The 17,706-nt window shown below is 66.9% G+C and carries 20 protein-coding genes and 1 pseudogene; 11 read left to right on the top strand and 10 right to left on the bottom strand.

All coding sequences use genetic code 11. The features are described 5' to 3' along the window. Positions 1-61: 61 nt before the first annotated feature. Genes fliE through flgB form a run of 3 tightly spaced genes read right to left on the bottom strand, consistent with a single transcriptional unit; the run spans position 62 to position 1,259 of the window. Positions 62-373 carry a flagellar hook-basal body complex protein FliE gene (fliE, locus tag ABDW31_RS19800; protein ID WP_184721842.1) on the bottom strand — a complete coding sequence of 104 codons (312 nt, stop codon included), beginning with the start codon at positions 371-373 and terminating at the stop codon, positions 62-64. A gap of 11 nt (positions 374-384) precedes the next feature. Next, entirely contained in the window at positions 385-804 is a 420-nt protein-coding gene (gene flgC, locus ABDW31_RS19795) for a flagellar basal body rod protein FlgC (protein ID WP_184721845.1), read from the bottom strand. Positions 805-815: 11 nt separating this feature from the next. After that, on the bottom strand, positions 816-1,259 hold the full coding sequence (gene flgB, locus ABDW31_RS19790; RefSeq protein ID WP_184724153.1) for a flagellar basal body rod protein FlgB: 444 nt from the start codon (positions 1,257-1,259) through the stop codon (positions 816-818). 119 nt (positions 1,260-1,378) lie between these two features. Between flgB and ABDW31_RS19785 the strand changes: the two genes are divergently transcribed. The 3 genes from ABDW31_RS19785 to ABDW31_RS19775 are packed head-to-tail and all read left to right on the top strand — an operon-like array spanning position 1,379 to position 3,440. Beyond that, positions 1,379-1,690 (top strand): flagellar biosynthetic protein FliO, encoded by a 312-nt coding sequence (locus tag ABDW31_RS19785; protein ID WP_184721848.1) that lies wholly within the window; start codon positions 1,379-1,381, stop codon positions 1,688-1,690. After that, entirely contained in the window at positions 1,687-2,499 is an 813-nt protein-coding gene (gene fliP, locus ABDW31_RS19780; RefSeq protein ID WP_184724155.1) for a flagellar type III secretion system pore protein FliP, read from the top strand. The genes ABDW31_RS19785 and fliP overlap by 4 nt, the downstream gene beginning before the upstream one ends. Before the next feature lie 29 nt (positions 2,500-2,528). Next, on the top strand, positions 2,529-3,440 hold the full coding sequence (locus ABDW31_RS19775) for a ribokinase (protein ID WP_184721851.1): 912 nt from the start codon (positions 2,529-2,531) through the stop codon (positions 3,438-3,440). Positions 3,441-3,450: 10 nt separating this feature from the next. Here ABDW31_RS19775 and ABDW31_RS19770 read toward each other — a convergent pair whose 3' ends face one another. The 5 genes from ABDW31_RS19770 to ABDW31_RS19750 all read right to left on the bottom strand — a co-directional run bounded on the left by ABDW31_RS19770 (position 3,451) and on the right by ABDW31_RS19750 (position 8,367). Beyond that, a complete protein-coding gene (locus tag ABDW31_RS19770; protein ID WP_184724158.1) occupies positions 3,451-3,945 on the bottom strand; it encodes a PAS domain-containing protein in 495 nt (164 codons plus the stop codon). Between the two features lie 197 nt (positions 3,946-4,142). Beyond that, complete coding sequence (locus tag ABDW31_RS19765; protein ID WP_184721854.1) at positions 4,143-4,562, bottom strand: MucR family transcriptional regulator; 420 nt, start codon at positions 4,560-4,562, stop codon at positions 4,143-4,145. Between the two features lie 226 nt (positions 4,563-4,788). Then, positions 4,789-6,012, bottom strand: a complete 1,224-nt coding sequence (locus ABDW31_RS19760) for a DUF2336 domain-containing protein (RefSeq protein ID WP_184721857.1) — start codon at positions 6,010-6,012, stop codon at positions 4,789-4,791. 76 nt (positions 6,013-6,088) lie between these two features. Next, complete coding sequence (locus ABDW31_RS19755) at positions 6,089-6,973, bottom strand: crotonase/enoyl-CoA hydratase family protein (RefSeq protein WP_184721860.1); 885 nt, start codon at positions 6,971-6,973, stop codon at positions 6,089-6,091. A gap of 59 nt (positions 6,974-7,032) precedes the next feature. Then, positions 7,033-8,367 (bottom strand): cytochrome P450, encoded by a 1,335-nt coding sequence (locus tag ABDW31_RS19750; RefSeq protein WP_184721863.1) that lies wholly within the window; start codon positions 8,365-8,367, stop codon positions 7,033-7,035. Positions 8,368-8,540: 173 nt separating this feature from the next. On the opposite strand from ABDW31_RS19750, the gene ABDW31_RS19745 reads away from it, so the two are divergent. The 6 genes from ABDW31_RS19745 to ABDW31_RS19720 all read left to right on the top strand — a co-directional run bounded on the left by ABDW31_RS19745 (position 8,541) and on the right by ABDW31_RS19720 (position 13,644). Beyond that, the gene (locus ABDW31_RS19745; RefSeq protein ID WP_184721865.1) at positions 8,541-10,208 is read left to right on the top strand and encodes a choline dehydrogenase; all 1,668 of its coding nucleotides are present in this window, start codon (positions 8,541-8,543) and stop codon (positions 10,206-10,208) included. A 123-nt stretch (positions 10,209-10,331) separates the two neighbouring features. After that, positions 10,332-11,870 (top strand): acyl-CoA synthetase, encoded by a 1,539-nt coding sequence (locus ABDW31_RS19740; protein ID WP_184721868.1) that lies wholly within the window; start codon positions 10,332-10,334, stop codon positions 11,868-11,870. A 75-nt stretch (positions 11,871-11,945) separates the two neighbouring features. Further along, positions 11,946-12,395 carry a MaoC family dehydratase gene (locus ABDW31_RS19735; RefSeq protein ID WP_184721871.1) on the top strand — a complete coding sequence of 150 codons (450 nt, stop codon included), beginning with the start codon at positions 11,946-11,948 and terminating at the stop codon, positions 12,393-12,395. Between the two features lie 84 nt (positions 12,396-12,479). Then, entirely contained in the window at positions 12,480-12,797 is a 318-nt protein-coding gene (locus ABDW31_RS19730) for a DUF1272 domain-containing protein (protein WP_184721874.1), read from the top strand. After that, entirely contained in the window at positions 12,797-13,267 is a 471-nt protein-coding gene (locus ABDW31_RS19725) for an OsmC family protein (RefSeq protein ID WP_184721877.1), read from the top strand. The genes ABDW31_RS19730 and ABDW31_RS19725 overlap by 1 nt, the downstream gene beginning before the upstream one ends. A 47-nt stretch (positions 13,268-13,314) precedes the next feature. Continuing rightward, positions 13,315-13,644 carry a hypothetical protein gene (locus ABDW31_RS19720; RefSeq protein WP_184721880.1) on the top strand — a complete coding sequence of 110 codons (330 nt, stop codon included), beginning with the start codon at positions 13,315-13,317 and terminating at the stop codon, positions 13,642-13,644. Between the two features lie 65 nt (positions 13,645-13,709). Here ABDW31_RS19720 and ABDW31_RS19715 read toward each other — a convergent pair. Together ABDW31_RS19715 and ABDW31_RS19710 are read right to left on the bottom strand one after the other, a co-directional pair. Further along, positions 13,710-13,903 (bottom strand): annotated as a pseudogene (locus ABDW31_RS19715) (CsbD family protein); the annotation flags it as partial. Between the two features lie 80 nt (positions 13,904-13,983). After that, positions 13,984-14,832: a serine protease gene (locus ABDW31_RS19710; protein WP_184721887.1), complete on the bottom strand. Its 849-nt coding sequence runs from the start codon at positions 14,830-14,832 to the stop codon at positions 13,984-13,986. A 130-nt stretch (positions 14,833-14,962) separates the two neighbouring features. Between ABDW31_RS19710 and ABDW31_RS19705 the strand changes: the two genes are divergently transcribed. Next, the gene (locus ABDW31_RS19705) at positions 14,963-17,152 is read left to right on the top strand and encodes a S9 family peptidase (RefSeq protein WP_184721890.1); all 2,190 of its coding nucleotides are present in this window, start codon (positions 14,963-14,965) and stop codon (positions 17,150-17,152) included. Next, the gene (locus ABDW31_RS19700; protein WP_184721893.1) at positions 17,149-17,700 is read left to right on the top strand and encodes a GNAT family N-acetyltransferase; all 552 of its coding nucleotides are present in this window, start codon (positions 17,149-17,151) and stop codon (positions 17,698-17,700) included. The genes ABDW31_RS19705 and ABDW31_RS19700 overlap by 4 nt, the downstream gene beginning before the upstream one ends. Positions 17,701-17,706 lie beyond the last annotated feature (6 nt).

The following is a 17,706-nucleotide window of genomic DNA, read 5'->3' as shown; positions in this document are numbered from 1 at the left end:
CCGCGTCCTCCCCGGACGCGGCCCATTTTCTTTGCTCGATGCGGAGAGGCGAAAGACGCCGTCAGATCGGCATGCGCATGATTTCCTGATAGGCCGAGATCACCTGGTCGCGGACGGCCATCACGGTTTCCAGGCTAGCCTCGGCCGAGCTGATGGCGGTGACGACGTCCACGAGTTCGGCCTTGCCGGCGACCTGGGCGGCGATCTTGCTTTCGGCGACCTTCGAGGTCTTGGCCGCGCCTTCCATGGCCGACTTCAGCATGTCGCCGAAGTCGACGCCCTTCTTGTCGGCGCCGCCGATCGAACCGACCGAGCCGATCCCCATCGCGCCTTGCGAGGCATAGGCCTTGGCGGCCGCCAGAGCGGTGATCATCGCCTAATCCCCTACTTCTTGATGATGTCGAGGGTGCGCGCTTCCATGGCGCGGGCCGTCTCGATCACGTTGAGGTTGGCTTCGTAGGCGCGCTGGGCGTCCTTCATGTCCAGCGCCTCGACCAGCGTGTTGACGTTGGGCAGCTTGACGTAGCCCTTGGCGTCGGCGGCCGGGTTGCCCGGATCGTATTCGGTCTTGAAGTCGGCGCGGTCGGGATCGACGCGCAGCATCTGCACGCCCTCGGCGCCCGAAACCCGGGTCGGCTTGAACACCGGAACCTGGCGGCGATAGGGGTCGCCGCCAGCGGTGCGCGCCGTCGAATTGGCGTTGGCGATGTTTTCCGCGATGACGCGCATGCGGCCCTGCTGGGCGCGCAGGGCCGACGAGGCCACGGCCATGGTCGCCAGCGAGTTGGACTTGATCTCGGGCATCGCCTAGCTCCTTAGCCGCTGGGCTTGCGCGCGGCGGTGCGCAGCATGTTCATGGATTTCTGATAGAAGCTGATCGCCGCGTCGTAGTTCATCCGCGCGTCGGTCATCTTCAGCATCTGGTCTTCGAGCGACACCGCGTTGCCGTCGAGCGTGACCTCGGAGTCCGTCCCCGCCGACGCGCGCCAGGCGCTGGGGGCCTTGGACGGGGCCATGTGCGAGGCCGAGGTCTCCATCATCCGCACGCCCCCGGTCGGGGCCGCGACGCCGCCGCGATAGGGCGAGCCTGAGGCCTGGTTCATCAACGAGGCCTGGAAGCTGTAGGTCTTGAGGTCCGACGGGCGATAGCCGGGGGTGTCGGCGTTGGCCACGTTCTGGGCGACAAGCTTCTGGCGCTCGGTCAGATAACCGAGGCGGCTCTTGAGCATGCCGAAAAGGGGAAGATCATCCGGACCCATGGCGATCATGGTGAAGAAACAGGGTTAATCCCGCATTAAGAAGCGTCAGGCACACCAGGGCATGTGGGGGCGATCCCCTGCGCTATGTTGTCTCGCCTCTCCTGGCTTCTTGGGCGTCCATGGACCCTATCGAATTCATCCGCGCCCTGGCGGCGCTGGCGGTCACCCTGGGCCTGATCGGCCTGGCCGCCTGGGCCTTGCGCAAGTTCGGTCCCGACGCGGTGGGCCGGATGATCGCCGCGCGGCAGGACCGCCGGATGCGGGTGGTCGAGAGCCTGGTGCTGGATCCCACCCGCCGCCTGCTGATCGTCAACCTGGACGGCGAGGAGCGCTTGGTGCTGCTGGGCGACGGTAAGCTGCTGGACTGGGTCCCGCAGCCCCGCCCCGCGCCCCCCCCTGAAACCGTTTCCGATCCGGAGCCCGTGGCCTGATGCGCGACCTCCTCAAGGCGGTGACCGGCGCCAATGCGGCGGACCTACGCCGCGCGGCGATCATCTCGGTGCTGGCGGCCTTCGCCTGCGCGGTCATGCCGGCCGTCGCCACGGCCCAGGCCGCCCAGTCGGCGATCAACATCAACCTGGGCACGGGCGCGGGCCTGACCGAGCGGGTGGTCCAGCTGGTCGGCCTGATGACGGTGCTGTCGCTGGCCCCGTCGATCGTGATCATGACCACCTCGTTCGTGCGGATCGTGGTGGTGCTGAGCCTGCTGCGCACCGCGATCGGCGTGCAGCAGAGCCCGCCCAACCCGGTGATCATCAGCCTGGCCCTGTTCCTGACCGCCATCGTCATGGGCCCGACCTTCGAGCGCTCGTACGACGCGGGCATCAAGCCGCTGCTGGACAACCAGATGGAGCTGCCCGCCGCGGTCGACGCCGCCGGCGGTCCGGTCAAGCAGTTCATGCTCAGCCAGGTGGGTCGCGACGACCTGGCCCTGTTCGTCCGCCTGTCCAAGACGCCCCGCACCCAGAACGCCCAGGAGCTGCCGCTGCAGGTCGTCACCCCGGCCTTCATGATCTCGGAACTGAAGCGCGCCTTCTCGATCGGCTTCCTGCTGTTCATCCCGTTCCTGGTCATCGACCTGGTCGTGGCCAGCGTGCTGATGAGCATGGGTATGATGATGCTGCCGCCCGCCACCATCAGCTTGCCATTCAAGCTGATCTTCTTCGTGCTAGTGGACGGATGGCGACTCGTCGCCGGCAGCCTCGTCGAAAGCTTCCAGCGCGGAGGCGGCGGCGGTTAGCCGTTCCAGCACCTTAGAAGACCACGCACATGACTGTATTCGTTCTCGGCTCGATCAATCTGGACGCGGTGGCGCGGGTCGATGACCTACCGCGCCCCGGCGAGACCGTGGCTGGCCTGTCGCTGGAACTGTTCCTGGGCGGCAAGGGCGCCAACCAGGCGGTCGCCGCCGCGCGGATGGGCGCCCCTACCCGCCTGATGGGCGCGGTCGGCGGCGACGATTCCGGCAAGAGCCTGAAGGCCAAGCTGGCCGGTTATGGCGTGCAGGTGGCCGACGTCGTCGAACTGGAGGGCGTGCCCACCGGCCAGGCCCACGTCTGGGTCGCTAACAGCGCCGAGAACATGATCGTGGTCACCGCCGGCGCCAACGCCACGGTCACCCCGCAGCAGGTCACCGCCACCCCGCTGGAGGGCCAGCGCGTGCTGCTCTGCCAGCTGGAGACGCCCGCCCACGCCATTGAGGCCCTGTTCCGCACCGGCGCAGCCAAGGGCGCGCTGCGGATCCTCAACACCGCCCCGGCCCTGCCGCAGGGCGCGGCCCTGTTCCCGCTGACCGACATCCTGATCCTGAACCAGACCGAGCTGGCCACCTACGCCAAGCTGGATCACGAACCGGTGCGCCTGGAGCAGGTCTCGGTCGCCGCCCGCAAGCTGATGAGCCGCCCGGACCAGACGATCATCGTCACCCTGGGCTCGGCCGGCGTGGCCGCGGTGCGCCGCGACGAGGCCTTCCTGGTCGAAGGCCGCAAGGTCAAGGCGATCGACACCGTCGGGGCCGGCGACTGTTTCTGCGGCGCCTTGGCCGCGGCCCTGGCCGCCAACATGGACCTGCGCGAAGCCGTCGAAATGGCCAACGCCGCCGCCGCCCTGTCGGTGCAGAAAGCCGGCGCCGCGCCCTCGATGCCGAGCCGCCGCGAAGTGGAAGCGTTCCTGGAGGGGTAGGCTCGGGGCCTTAGGCCGCGCGGATGCCCGAAATACCTTCGGATTGGGCGCCGACCACGGCGTCGTAGCCCAGGATCATGTCGACGTCCTTGCCGTTGCTGGCCAGCGGCAGGCGCAGCCACAGGATCGACATGTGCGGCGTGCCGCGCCAGGCCAGGCTGTGGACGCCGACGCCGGGACGGCGCTCCTCGACCACCTTGTCCAGCTCCTTGCGCCAGTAGTCGCTGGCGGCGGTGTTGTAGACATCGCCGATCATGCGGCCGGTGATCTCGCGCCCGTAGACGCCGTACAGGCCCGTGCCGGCCAGGCGCAGGCGGTAGTCGCGCGGCTGGTCGACGACGTCGATCAGCGACACCGTCGGCAACAGCCGCTTCATGCTCGAAGGGTGCAGGTCGACGCGCGCCGGGAGGCTCGCCCCCCGGCGGAGGGACGCCCAATAGGCGAACATCTCCTGGTGAGCGCGCGCCGCCGTAGCGGATGCGCTCAGTTGCGCGGACATCTTCAGAGTCCTTAACAAGCCTTTGGAATCACTTCGATTCACTATCGCTTAAGGAACGAATCGGCGTCCAGCAAAAAACACCCCGCGCAGAGAGATTCCCGGGGAGAGTCAACCAGGAACGAAAACGCCCGCCGTCCGAGTTCGGACGACGGGCGCTTGCGGCTCCGGCCGCGCGAGACGGCCAAGCTATTGTTCAGACTCGGCTATTTGCCCTTGCGCGCGGGCTTACGACCGCCCTGCCCCAGGCCCATCTGCTTGGCCAGGTTCGAACGGGCCTCGGCGTAGTTCGGCGCGACCATCGGGTAATCTTTCGGCAGACCCCACTTGGCGCGGTAGTCTTCTGGGGTCATGTCGTACTTCGTGCGCAGGTGGCGCTTCAGCGACTTGAACTTCCGGCCGTCCTCCAGACAGATCAGATAGTCCGGGGTGATCGACTTCTTCAGCGGAACCGCGGGTTCCTTCGGCGGGGCGGCCGGCTCGGCGGCCGGCGAACCGACGGCGGCCAGGGCGCTATGGATTTGCTTGATCAGGGCCGGCAGGTCGGCGGTCGCGACCGTGTTGTTGCCAACATAGGCGGAGACGATACCCGCCGTCATCTCGATGAGATCCGATTGATCTTCCATAAGGCCTCGCCAGTCGCCAAATCTTGCGGGTATCCGAACCGATTCAGACACCAATCGAGGCGTGCATACAAAGATTGCCTGCGCCGATCAATACGCTGTCATCAAGAGATCATCTGTAATGGTGCAGTGTTCAAGCCAAACGCTCAACCCATCATATGATGAGTAAGGGAGGTTGAGTTCCTGAACCTAAACCGCCGACCAACTCGAAGATCAGCGATATCCCTTTTTATCGTCCGAAGTCGCGAGCAAGCGCCAGCATAGCGGCACGTTGCGGAGCCGAGTACTCGTCGATCGCCGCCTCGTCGCCCTCGCGGATGGCCTTGATCAGCGCCGGGGTCAGCGCCGAGGTCAGCGACCAGTTCCAGTAGCGCAGCACGGTCTGGGCCCGATCGACGGCGATGGTGTCGTAGACGGTCAGCACCCGCTCCAGGGCGTGGTCGATCACGCCGCTGCGGTCGACCTCCTGACGGCGCAGGCCGCGCCACAACTGGCGCACGCAATTGCGCGGCAGGCCGGTGGCCTTGCACAGAATGGCCAGCGGCTCGCCGCCCGGATCGGTAAAGATCTTGGCGCCGGTCATCGGCTTCAGGCCCGAGAGATACGAGATCTCCTCGGCGATCTCGCGGGTCACCCCGCCCTCGGCCGCGGTGACGGCCTCGTCCAGGCTTTCGTACGGACTCTTGGCGATGGCGGCGCGGTTGCGCTGGCGGCGCTCGATGAACTGCAGAGCCTTGCGCGACAGCGGGTCCTGCCAGCCCTCGGCCGAGGCCAGGGCGAAGACGTCGCCGACAGCGTCCTGCAGGATCTCACGCGACACCGCGAAGCGCTGGAGGATGGTCCTGCGCGCCTCGGCGTCGGCCCACCAGAACATGACATAGGCGTGGCTGGGCCGCAGCTCGGCGCGGCGCAGCAGCAGCGGGATCAGGTGCTGGGCGTCGCGCGTGGCCGCCACGACGTTCTCGACGCCCTGGTGGCTGATCTTGACCAGGTCGTTGCGCAGCAGGGTTTCGATGACCGGCGCCTCGGCCATGTCGATCAGGGCGTCGGCAACCACCTCGCTGACGCCGCGCCGCTGGGCGATCAGCCGGCGGTGATCCATCGAGGCGTGGTACAGGCAGCTGATCAGGTCGGCGTCCGACAGCTTCTCGGCGTCGACCAACAGGCAGCGGGCCACCGGCAGTTCGTCGCGTAGCAAGAGGCGCACCAGAACGCCGGGCATTTCGTTGAGCATGGCCAGACGCCGGGCGACCTTCTCGCGCTCGGTGACATTGGCGTCGCGCAGCATCTCGACCAGCAGGTCGGCGGTCATCGACCGCTCGAAGGCGTTGATGCGGCTGGTCGGCAGGCAGACCACGTCAGCCAGGCGCTTGAGCAGGGTCGTGCGCGAGCGCGGCGCCGGCTTGGGGGCCTCGGGCTCTGCAAACGGCGGTGTCAGCGCGGGATCGCTCATCCGTCGGAAGAGAGCAGAACGTGATTAACGGGCCGTGAGCGGAGGCGCGACAAAGCGCCCCCGCGCCGTGTTCGCCCTACCGGAATTCCGGTTCTTTCCACTCCGGCCAGATGTCGGGCAGGTCGGCCGAGACCTTGTTCGGATAGACCGGCGTGCGCTTCTCCAGGAACGACGTCACGCCCTCCTTGGCGTCGCCGGACGCGCCGCGCGACTGGATGGCCCGGCTGTCGGCCATGTGGGCTTCCATCGGGTGGGCCGCGCCGGCCATGCGCCACAGCAGCTGGCGGGTGATCGCCACTGAGACCGGGGCGGTGTTGTCGGCGATCTCGCGGGCCAGGGCTCGGGCGGCCGGCAGCAGGTCGTCGGGCTGGTGCAGCGAGCGGACCAGGCCGCGGTCCAGCGCCTCCTGGGCGTCGAACACCCGGCCGGTGTAGCACCACTCCAGCGCCGTCTGCAGGCCGACCAGGCGCGGCAGGAACCAGCTGGACGCGGCCTCGGGATTGATACCGCGACGGGCGAACACGAAGCCGAACTTGGCGGCCGTCGAGGCCATACGGATATCCATCGGCAGCTGCATGGTCACGCCCACGCCGACCGCCGCGCCATTGATGGCGCCGATGATGGGTTTCAGGCTGTCGTACATGCGCAGGGTCACGCGACCGCCACCATCGCGATAGACGTCGCCGACCTTGCCCTCTTCGCGTTCCACCGCCTGGGGCGAGGAGCGGTCGAAGGTGCCGCCGCCGCCGCCCAGGTCGGCCCCAGCGCAGAACGCCCGGCCCGCGCCCGTGACGATCACCGCCTTCACCGCGTCGTCGGCGTCGGTGATGTCGAACACCTCGATCATGTCCTTCATCATCCGGGCGGTGAAGGCGTTCATCCGGTCCGGGCGATTGAGGGTGATCGTCGCGATCCCGTCCTCGACATCGTACAGCAGGGTCTCGAAGGTCGGTTGCGACATGGGTGGTCCTCCAGGCTTTGACGTCACTCAAACATGCGTATGAAAGGCTCGCAACCGCCCTAGCCGCGCCGCACACCCAGCTTGCTGATGGCGTGCACGAAGTTGTTGGGCGCGATCTCCATCTCACCGGTCCAGGCCAGATCCGGGAAGCGCGCCAGGATCTGGCGATAGGCCTCTTCCAGCTGGATCTGGGCCACGCGCTTTCCGATGCAGGTGTGCGGTCCGTAGCCGAAGGCGATGTGCTTGCCGGCGTTGGCGCGGGTCACGTCCAGCTGATCAGGGTTCTCGAACATCGCCGGATCGCGGTTGGCCGCGCCATAGTACATGACCGCCTTCTCGCCCTCGCGGATCAGCTGGCCGTTGATCTCGACATCGCGCGTAGCCGTGCGGCGCATGTAGATCACCGGGCTGACCATGCGGATGAACTCGTCCACCGCCCCGGGCAGCAGCGAGGGATCGCCGATCAGCCGCTGCTTCTGGTCCGGGAACTCGGTCAGCAGCTTCATCGCCCCTGACAGGGTGTTGCGGGTCGTGTCATTGCCCGCGAACACGATCAGCAGCCACGAGCCGTCCAGATACTCGTCGGCCAGCAGCGAGCCGTCGACCTGGGCGCGGGCGATGGCGGTCATCAGGTCCTGCTGCGGGTCGTCGCGACGCTTCTTCAGCATCGTGCGGCCGTAGTCGAACATCTCCTCGACGCCGTTGTTGAAGTCCTGAACGAACTGCATCAGCTCCAGGGTCGGGGCGACCGGTGCGGCGGCATTCTGCACCGCCAGGTCCTGGGCGCGCTCCAGATAGTGCATCCACTTCAGGAAGCGCGGGCGATCCTCGGGCGGCACGCCCAGGATCTCGCACAGGGTGAACAGCGGCAGGATCGAGCTGAAGGTCTCGACCATGTCGATCGCCGCCCCGCCAGCCAGCTGCGGCTCCATGGCGTCCAGCAGGCGGGTGACCTCGCCCTTCACCCGGTCGGTCAGGCCGCGCAGATAGCCCGGCGTGAAATAGGGCATGTGCTCGCGACGCAGCTGCAGGTGATGCGGCGCGTCGAGATTGATCATGGTGTCCATCGACGCCCGGAACAGCAGGGCGTGACGCTTTTCCGGCGCGCCCATCGACATCAGGATCCCGCCGCGCTGCGACGAGAAGGTCTCGGGGTCGCCATTGACCCGCTGCACGTCCTCGTAGCGCGTCAGGGCCCAGAAGCCCGGCCCGCCGAACGGCTCGGGATGCCACATGACTGGCGCGTCCTGGCGCATCCGCGCAAAGTCGGCCCAGGGCTGGCCCTGGGTGAAGCGGAAGATGTCGGCGAGGTCGATGTCGCCCAGGGTCGGGTAGGTCGGCGGCGCACCGGGACCGGCAATGCCGTCCACCACCGTCTGGCTGATCAGGTCCATGGCGTTCCTCCCGCGCTTTTCACGAACGTCGTTCCTTGACCCAACGATAGACAAGCCCCCTGCCCCGCCAACGGCGCCGCGACGGCAACTTGCACGATCGCAAAAGCTGGGTTCATGCTCTCAACTGAACGCCGATCACGCGGAGACACGCGGACGGCAAAGGGAGAGAAGCGATGACCGGGATCATCGAGGCCGACTACGTGATCGTGGGCGCAGGCTCGGCCGGCTGCGTGCTGGCGGCGCGCCTGTCCGAGGGCGGGAAGTTCAAGGTCGTGCTGCTGGAGGCCGGCGGCGACGATCGCCCCACCAAGAACCTCTCCCAGTTCGCCTCGAACATGATGATCCACATTCCGGTCGGCTATTCGTCGACGCTGAAGGATCCCAAGGTCAACTGGCTGTACCAGACCGAGCCCGACCCCGGCACGGGTGGCCGCACCCATGTGTGGCCGCGCGGCAAGGTGCTGGGCGGCTCGTCCTCGATCAACGGCCTGCTCTACATCCGCGGCCAGCACGCCGACTATGACGGCTGGCGGCAGCTGGGCTGCGAAGGCTGGGCCTGGGACGACGTCGCCCCCTACTTCCGCCGCGCCGAGCACCAGGAGCGCGGCGGCTGCGACTGGCACGCGACGGGCGGACCGCTGAACGTCTCGGATGTCACCACCAAGCATCCCGTCTCCGACGCCGTGGTCGAGGCCTGCGCCCAGGCCGGCATCCCGCGCAACGACGACGTCAACGGCTCGGCCCAGGAGGGCGCGACCTACTACCAGCTGACGGTCAAGAACGGCCAACGCTGCTCGGCGGCGGTGGCCTATCTGCACCCGGCCATGAACCGTCCGAACCTGAAGGTCGAGACCAACGCCCTGGCCGGCAAGGTCTTGTTCGAGGGCAAGCGCGCCGTCGGTGTCGAATTCACCCAGAACGGCGTCAAGCGCGTCGCCAAGGCCCGCGCGGAAGTGATCCTGGCCGGCGGGGCGATCAACTCGCCACAACTGCTGCAGCTGTCGGGCGTGGGTCCGGCCGAGCTGCTGGCCCAGCACGGCATTCCGCTCGTCGCCGACCTGCCCGGCGTCGGCGAGAACCTGCAGGACCACTACGTGATGAGCGTGCGATATCGGCTCAAGCCCGGCGTCGTCTCGGTCAACGAGCTATCCAAGGGCGGCCGCCTGGCCGGCGAGGCGCTGCGCTACCTCTTCCAGCGCAAGGGCCTGCTGACCCTATCGGCCGCACACATCGCCGCCTTCTGCAAGTCTCGTCCGGATCTGGCCGGACCAGATATCCAGTTCCACATCCTGCCCGCGACCATGGACCTGGAGAAGCTGGTCAACGAGCAGAAGATGGAGCTGGAGGCCGCGCCCGGCCTGACCATCGCCCCGTGCCAGCTGCGTCCCGAGAGCCGCGGCCACATCCGTATCAGGTCGGCCGATCCGTCGGTCTACCCAGCGATCTTCGCCAACTACCTGGCCGATCCGCTGGACCAGGAGGTGGCGGTGGCGGGCCTGAAGTGGGGCCGCAAGATCGGCGAGGCCCCGGCCCTGGCCCCCTACATCGACAGCGAAATGAACCCGGGCGGCGAGGTCCGCACCGACGAGCAGCTGCTGGACTTCGCGCGGCTCAGCGGCTCGACCATCTATCACCCGGTCGGCACCTGCCAGATGGGTCAGGGGCCGATGGCCGTCGTGGACGCGCAATTGCGCGTTCGTGGGTTGGAAGGTCTGCGGGTCGTCGACGCCTCGGTCATGCCCCGCCTGGTTTCCGGCAACACCAACGCCCCCACGATCATGATCGCCGAAAAGGCCAGCGACATGATCCGCGAAGCGGCCAAGCAAGCGGTAGCCGCCTAACCCAAGCTGTCATCCCGGCCGCAGCGAAGCGGAGAGCCGGGACCGCAGCAAACTCAGAGCTTCCTGCGGTCCCGGCTCGGCCTTTGGCCGTCCGGGATGACAGTTCAAAAAGAGGTCCCGGACATGCACCCCTACCTCCACGCCCAGAGCCAGGCCGACAAGCCGGCCTACATCATGGCCGGCTCCGGCGAGGTCGTGAGCTACGCCCAGCTGGACGCCCGCTCGAACCAGGGCGCACACCTGTTCCGGTCGCTGGGCCTGACGACCGGCGACGTCATCGCCATCCTGATGGAGAACAACGCCCGCTTCTTCGAGGTCGCCTGGGCGGCCCAGCGCGCCGGGCTCTATTTCGTCTGCATCTCGACCAAGCTGACGGCCAGCGAGGCCGAGTACATCCTGCAGGATTGCGGGGCCAGGGTGTTCATCACCTCCACCGCCATGGGTCCTCTGATCGACGAGATCGCCGCCCTGGTCCCGGATCTGGCCCTGTTCGCCGTCGGCGGTCCGCACGGTCCTTATGCAGGACTGGAAGAGGCCCGCGCCGGCTGCCCGACCACGCCCGTCGCCGACGAGACCGCCGGCTCGGACATGCTCTATTCGTCGGGCACGACCGGCCGCCCCAAGGGGGTCAAGCCGGCCCTCAGCGGCGGGCCGATCGACGCCCCGCACGCCCTGCAGATGATGGCGCAGGGGCTGTTCGGCTTCTCGGGCGACAGCGTCTACATCTCGCCTGCCCCGCTCTATCACGCCGCCCCGCTGCGCTGGTGCATGACCGTCCACAAGCTGGGCGGCACGGTCATCGTGATGGAAAAGTTCGAGCCGGAAGCGGCCCTGGCCCTGATCGAGCAGCACAAGGTCAACTGCGGCCAGTTCGTCCCGACCCACTTCGTGCGGATGCTTAAACTGCCGGAGGCAGTTCGGGCGAAATACGACGTCTCCAGCATGAAGTCGGCGGTGCACGCCGCCGCGCCCTGCCCCATCCCGGTCAAGGAACAGATGATCGCCTGGTGGGGGCCGGTGATCTTCGAATACTACGCCGGCACCGAGGGCAACGGCTTCTGCTGGATCAATTCCGAGAACTGGCTGGCCCACAAGGGCAGCGTCGGCCAGGCCGTGCTGGGCGAGCTGCGCATCTGCGACGAGAGCGGCGACGCCCTGCCGCCGCGCACCGAGGGCACGGTCTATTTCGCCAACGGGCCGGCGGTGAACTACCACAACGCCCCCGACAAGACGGCCGAGAGCTACAATCAGCACGGCTGGACGACGCTGGGCGACGTGGGCTGGGTCGACGAGGAAGGCTACCTCTACCTGACCGACCGCAAGAGCTTCATGATCATCTCCGGCGGGGTGAACATCTATCCGCAGGAGATCGAGAACCTGCTGATCACCCACCCCAAGGTCGCCGACGCCGCCGTGGTCGGCGCGCCGCACGAGGAGATGGGCGAGCAGGTGGTGGCGGTGATCCAGCCCCTGGCCTGGACCGGCGACCACGACGAGCTGGCCGCCGAACTGATGGCCTTCGCCCGCGCCAATCTCAGCCACGTGAAGTCCCCGCGCCGCATCGACTTCATGGCCGAGCTGCCCCGTCACCCCACCGGCAAGCTCTACAAACGCCTGATCCGCGACGCCTACTGGGGCAAGGGCGAGAGCCGGATCGTCTGAGGCGCGCCGTCCCCGGTTGACCTTCCTCCCTTGGGCTGGTCACTATCCAAACAACTGTTCGAGGGAGATAACACCATGAAGGAAGTCGCCTACGCCGACGTCGCGTCGCTGGTCGGCCAGGAGATCGGCGTGTCCGACTGGGTCGAGGTCAGCCAGGAGCGCGTGAACCAGTTCGCCGAGGCCACCGGCGACCATCAATGGATCCATGTCGACGTCGAGCGCGCCACCAAGGAGATCGGCGGCCCGATCGCTCACGGCTATCTGACCCTGTCGCTGATCCCGATGCTGGGCGCGGACATCCTGCGCGTCACCGGCGTCACGCGCGGCATCAACTATGGCTGCGACAAGGTCCGCTTCACCGGCATGGTGCGGGTTGGCAAGCGGGTGCGCATGCGCCAGAAGCTGCTCGCCGCCGAGCCCAAGTCGGGCGGCCTGCAGATGAAGAATGAATGCACCATCGAGATCGAGGGCGAAGAACGTCCGGCCTGCGTGGCCGAAACGATCTCGGTGATCTACGGGGCCTAAAGTCCGGCTGAAATCGAGGGATCTACGTCATTTCCCCTGGCGGCGGCTTGCGTTAGCGAGCGGACCTACCGCCAGGGGTTTTGCATGCTCGACCTGCGTCCCAACTGTGAACTTTGCGACCGCGACCTGGCGCCCGACGCCACGAGCGCGCGGATCTGCAGCTACGAATGCACCTATTGCGCGCCCTGCGCCGACGCGGTGCTGGAGAATGTCTGCCCGACCTGCGGCGGCGGCCTGACACCGCGCCCAATCCGGCCGCGGCAGGCCTATCGCCATCCGGACATTTCACTGGGCTTGGGCTTCCATCCGGCGAGCGCGACGCGCAAACACAGCCGCTGGAGCCGCGAGGATATCGCCGCCATGACCGCGCGGCTGAAGAACGTCGCCCCTGAGGACCGCTGATGGCCAAGCAGCACGACTATACCAGTCTAATCGAGTGGACCGGCGACCGCGGCGACGGCACGCGGACCTATCGCGGCTATGACCGCACCTGGACCATCGCCACGCCGGGCAAGCCGCCGGTCGCCTGCTCCAACGACCCGCTGCTGGGCGGCGACCCGACCCTGCACAATCCCGAGGACCTGCTGATCGCATCGCTCAGCGCCTGCCACATGCTGTGGTACCTGCACCTGGCCAGCAGCGCCGGCATCGTGGTGCGCGGCTATCGCGACCAGCCGATCGGGGTCGGCGAGAGCACGCCCGACGGCGCCGGTCACTTCGTCCGCGCCACCTTGAAGCCGCACATCATCGTCGAGCGCGGCGCGGACCTGGTCAAGGCCGACGCGATCCACCACGAGATCCACAAGGTCTGTTTCATCGCCCGTTCGGTGAACTTCCCGGTCGACTACGCGGCGACCTACGAAGAGGCGTGAGGCACGCCGGGGTGGCCTGAACGCGCTCGTCGCGTTAACACCGCGCCATGGCAAGCAACAAACTCGCTCCGGAATTCGAGATCGAGGTCGATGGCGACCTCTATGTCTGGCACCTCCACCGTCAGCCCCAGTGGTCGCACGACCCGTCGGAGCGGCATGGCAAGGCGATCAGCGTCCACCACAAGGAAGGCCAGCGCGAGGTCGTGATCGAGTTTCCGCCCGGTCCGCGCCCGAAGTTCAACGCACCGCAGCTGAAGCCCTCGCAGATCCCGCAGCGCCTGATCGCCAAGGCGATCGCCTCGGCCATCGAGGCCGGCTGGGAGCCACTGTCGCGCGGCAAGACGGTCTTCATCTTCGTCAATGAAACCGGCGAATAGGGAGACGGATGAATAGAAACGCAAAACGGCCGCCGGATCGCTCCGGCGGCCGCTTCGTTTAGTCGTAGGCGGGTGTTCAGTGCTTGATCGCGTCGCCGATCTTGTCCTGGGCCTTGCCGACCTTGTTCTGAACGTCGCCCTTGGCCTTCTGGACAGCGCCTTCGGCTTCCAGGCGTTCGTTGCCCGTGGCCTTGCCGGCGGCTTCCTTCACGGCGCCCACGCCCTTATCGATAGCGCCTTCGACACGATTGGTGCTCATGGCTCTCGCTCCTGTTTGCTGCGCGATATTGCGTTGCAGAAGAAACGGGCCGGGTCGGAAACTTGTTCCTCCAGCAGAGCTTAGTGTGACGCGCCCATCGCCATGGCCGAGACCGCCGCCGCCGGGGTCGCGCCCGGCATGATCGGTTCGGGCTTGGCGGCCCGCGCCTGGGTGATGGTCGCGCCCGGAAGCTTGTCCAGGATGGCCAGGGTCTCGCGGATGAACTTGGCGTGAGTGACGATGCCGATTTCCAGGCGCTCGCCCGAGAGCTCGACCTGCTGGGTCAACAGGCCCGCCACGAACTGGACCTCCTGGCTTTCGCTGCCGCCCGGACGACGACGCGCGCCCTGGGCCATGAACACCGGGCCGCCCGAATTGCCGGGGAACACAGCAAAGTCCATCAGGAAGGTCGGGAAGCTGGTCGCCGGGGCCAGAGGATAGCTGGCCACGCGGCCCGAACGCAGGATCGGAAAGCCGGCCGGGTTGGCGGCCAGGCCGCGCGGGAAGCCCAGGGCCATCATCTCGTCGCCCGGACCCAGGTTGTACTGGTTGAAGGTGTCGTCCTGGGCCAGGTAATTGATCGGGATCGCCGCCTTGACGAACTCCGGCGGGGCCTCAACCACCATGGCCGCGACGTCGCGGCTGGGGTGCTTGACCCACAGGGGATGGTCGCCGTCGCGGATCTTCAGGGTCTCGGGATCATATCGCCAGGCGCCTTCCGAGCCTTGGATGCGGTAGCCGATCTTGGCCGACATCGACGGCATCTTTTCGAAGACGTGCGCGGCGGTGATCAGAATGGTGCGCGGCTTGCCGTCCGGGGTCGGATCGGAAATCAGGAAACCCGTGCCGACGGTGCGCGAACCGTCGCCTAACGGCTGCTCGAGTTGGACCGTCGCCTTGATCAGGTCGACGGAAAGATCCCAGACCATGTCGCCCCCTTGTTACGCTTACTAAAGTGACGCGCCCGACGCGTGAGTGAATTTGACCACAGGAATCTCGCATCGCAAGTTGTCGTTCTGACGCAGTCGCGCGTTGTGTCCGATCGGGGGAAATTTGCGCATGAACCGCCGCCAAATGATGACGAGCGCCGCCGCGACGCTTACGTCTGCCTCCACAGTCCTCCCTGGAACAGCTTTCGGATCTCCCATGTCTTCAGACGCCGCACGCCCCCAGCCGCCGGTCGCCAAGAAGGTCGCCAAGACCATCGAGCAGTTGGGCCGCACGCGTGTCGACGACTATGCCTGGATGAAGGACGACAACTGGCAAAAGGTCCTGCGCGACCCCAGCCTGATCAAGGCTGACGTCAAGGCACACTTGACCGAAGAAAATGCGTACACGAAGGCGATGCTGGCCTCGACCGAGGCGCTGCAGGCCAAAATATTTGCGGAAATGAAGGGACGCATCAAGGAGGACGACGCCTCGGTGCCCGCCCCCGACGGCGCCTTTGAATATTACACCCGCTACGACAAGGGCGCGCAGCACCCGATTCACGCCCGCAAGCCGCGTAACGGCAGCGCCGAGACGGTGCTGCTGGACGAGGAAAAGGAGTCGAAGGGCAAGGCCTTCTATCAGGTCGGCGCGGCCGGCCACTCGCCCGACCACAAACTCTATGCCTATGCCGTCGACGAGCAGGGCTCGGAAGTCTACCGCGTGCACGTCAAGGACCTGGCCAGCGGCGCGGTGCTGGAAAGCCCGGTGGAAAGCTCGACCGGCGATTTCTGCTTCTCGCCCGACAGCCAGTGGCTGTTCTGGACGTTCCGCGACGACAATGGCCGCCCGGCCAAGATCTATCGCCGTCCGGCCAGGGGCACGGCCAAGGACGACGTGCTGATCTATGACGAGCCCGACGAAGGTTTCTTCATCGGTGTCGGCGTCACCAGCTCGGACAAGTTCGTCGTCATCTCGTGCGGCAACCAGGAGACCAGCGAGGCGCTGATCATCCCGGCCGCGACCCCGACCGCCGCGCCGGTGGTGTTCCACCCCCGCGAGGTGGGCGTGCGCTATGAGGTCGAGCACTGGAACGACCACTTCGTGATCCGCACCAACGCCGACGGCGCGGTCGACTGGAAGCTGATCACGACGCCTGAGACCGCGACGGGCAAGGCCAACTGGAAGGACTGGGTCGCCCACAAGCCGGGCCGCCTGATCTCCGGGACCATGGCGTTCAAGAAGTGGTTCGTGCGCCTTGAGAAGGTCGACGCCCTCAACCGCGTCACCGTCACGGCCGCTGATGGCGCCGAGCACGCCATAGCCTTCGACGAGCAGGCCTACGCGCTCAGCCTGGAAGGCGGCTACGAGTACGACACCGACACCCTGCGCTTCGTCTACAACTCGATGACCACGCCCCGGCAGTGGTTCGACTACGACATGGCCGCGCGCACCCGCACCCTGCGCAAGACCCAGGAAATCCCCTCGGGCCACGATCCGGCCCAGTACGAGACCCGGCGCCTGAACGCCAAGGCCAGCGACGGCACGGACGTGCCGATCTTCATCCTGATGAAGAAGGGGACCAAGCTAGACGGCTCGGCCCCGCTGCTTCTCTACGGCTACGGCAGCTATGGCATCGCCATGGAGCCCAGCTTCTCGATCCGGAACCTCAGTCTTGTCGATCGCGGCTGGATCTGGGCCACGGCCTGCCCGCGCGGCGGCTCGGAAAAGGGCTGGGGCTGGTTCCTGGACGGCAAGAAGTTCAAGAAGAAGAATACCTTCACCGACTTCATCGCCTGCGCCGAGCACCTGCACGCGGCCGGTTACGGCAAGCCCGCCAACACCGTGGCCTATGGCGGCTCGGCCGGCGGCCTCTTGATGGGCGCGATCACCAACATGCGCCCGGACCTGTTCTCCGGGATCATCGCGGCGGTGCCGTTCGTCGACGTGGTCAACACCATGAGCGACACCACCCTGCCCCTGACCCCGCCGGAGTGGCCCGAATGGGGCAATCCGCTGGAGGACAAGGCGGCCTACGACTACATCGCCAGCTACAGCCCCTACGACAACATCGAGGCCAAGCCCTATCCGGCGGTGCTGGCCACCGGCGGCCTGTCGGACCCGCGCGTCACCTATTGGGAGCCGGAAAAGTGGGTCGCCAAGCTGCGACCTGCCACGACCAGCGGCAATCCTGTCCTGCTGAAGATCAATATGGACGCCGGCCACGGCGGCGCGTCGGGACGCTTTGACTTCCTGAAGGAGATCGCCCTGGACTACGCCTTCGCCGTCTGGGCGGTCGAGAAGGGTTGGACCAAGGCGTGAGCTTACTGATCAGGGCGTCGACCGACGCCGACGTGCCGGCGATCGCCGCCGTCTATGCCTGGAACGTGTTGAACGGCTTTGGCACGTTCGAGGAGGTCCCGCCGGACGAGGCCGAAATGGGCCGCCGGCGCGCGGCCTTCCTGGACCGCGGCCTGCCCTATCTGGTGGCCGAACTGGACGGCGAGGTGGTCGGCTATTGCTACGCCGGCCCGTTCCGCCTGCGCGCGGCCTATCGCTATACGGTCGAGGACAGCGTCTATGTCTCGCCCAAGGCGGTGGGCAAGGGCGTCGGCAAGGCGCTGCTGGGCGCGCTGATTGAAGCCTGCGAGGGCCTGGGCCTACGGCAGATGTGCGCGGTGATCGGCGATAGCCAGAACACCGCCTCGATCGGCCTGCACGCCGCCATGGGCTTTGAAAAGCAAGGCGTTTTCCCGGCGATGGGCCACAAGTTCGGCCGCTGGGTGGATTTGGTCTGGATGCAGCGGCCGTTGAACGGCGGCGGCGAGACGCCCCCTGACGCCCCCGGAATGAGGCTCAGCGGCGTCTGAAATACC

The organism is Caulobacter sp., assembly GCF_039596335.1.
Lineage (GTDB): Bacteria > Pseudomonadota > Alphaproteobacteria > Caulobacterales > Caulobacteraceae > Caulobacter.
Note: the sequence above shows the minus strand (reverse complement) of the source record. Positions and strands in the feature narration are given on the sequence as shown.